Genomic DNA, 1,288 nt, shown 5'->3' with positions numbered 1-1,288 from the left:
TAAGCCAAAGCTGACGATCATTGGTATCGAAGATAACAAGCCAGATGCCATTAAAGCGTTGGAAAGTGCCGCGCTGAACAAGGACATTGTTATTCGAGTAATCCCGACGAAATACCCATCGGGCGGTGAAAAGCAGCTGATAAAGATTCTGACCAACAAGGAAGTTCCTAGCGGCTCTATCCCTGCAGATATTGGCATCTTGGTTCAAAACGTCGGTTCTTTATACTCAATTAAGCGCGCTATCATCGATGGCGAGCCAATGATCGAACGTGTCGTTACGTTAACAGGTAAAACCTTTAAACAGCCTCGAAACGTATGGGCGCTCTTGGGTACCCCAGTTCAAGCACTGCTCGACGAATTCGGGTACAAAGCCGATAAAAAACTTCAGCGTTTGATCATGGGCGGACCAATGATGGGCTTTACCCTGCCCCACTCACAGGTTCCTATCACCAAAACGGCGAACTGTATTTTAGCTCCGACTCGTCACGAGATTTCAGCTCATCAATACGAGATGGAATGTATACGTTGTGGTCAATGTGCGGAAGCTTGTCCTGCATCTCTACTGCCACAGCAGCTTCAATGGCATGCTAAGGCCGAAGAATATGACAAGCTAGAAGAACTAAATCTAAAAGATTGTATCGAGTGTGGCGCTTGTGCGTTTGTTTGTCCAAGTGAAATTCCACTGGTGCAATATTACCGCCAAGCAAAAGCAGAAATTCGTACTCGAACTCAAGAAGCAGAAGCCGCAGAGCGTGCAAAACTGCGCTTCGAAGAGAAAAAAGCGCGTATGGAGCGCGAAAAAGCAGAACGTGAGAACCGCTTCAAGAAAGCCGCGGATGACCGTCGAAAAGAGATGAAGTCAACCGGTGGTGATGATGCGATCGCCGCAGCCATTGCTCGTGTTAAAGCACAAAAATCGAACGAAGATAATAAAGCTGAGCCAGCAGTTAAACCTGCTGTCGCGGCTGCCATTGCCAAAGCAAAAGCGAAGCAAGCCGCAGCAGCAAAAGCTGGTGCAACTGAGCCTGACAACTCCGAAATGGCAAAACTGCGTGAAGAGCGCAAGCGTCTTGCTCGTGAACGTAAAGCAGAAAAAGAACAAAGCGAAACCCCTGCTAACAATGCTGATGACAAAAAGTCCGCAGTTGCTGCAGCAATCGCGCGCGCGAAAGCGAAAAAAGCTCAGCAGGAAGAAAACGCATCTGAAGAGCCAGAAGATAAAAAAGCCGCAGTAGCCGCTGCTATTGCTCGTGCAAAAGCGCGTAAAGCGCAACAAGAAACTGAATCT

At 48.1% G+C, this 1,288-nt stretch carries 1 protein-coding gene; it reads left to right on the top strand.

All coding sequences use genetic code 11. The features are described from left to right. A partial coding sequence (gene rsxC / locus R7E47_RS24580; RefSeq protein WP_318085332.1) for an electron transport complex subunit RsxC occupies positions 1 to 1,288 on the top strand: 1,288 nt, incomplete at both ends.

Origin of the sequence: Vibrio sp. Vb1026, from assembly GCF_033338745.1 — a bacterium.
In the GTDB taxonomy this organism is placed as follows: domain Bacteria; phylum Pseudomonadota; class Gammaproteobacteria; order Enterobacterales; family Vibrionaceae; genus Vibrio; species Vibrio alginolyticus.
This window is presented reverse-complemented; position numbering and strand designations above follow the sequence as displayed.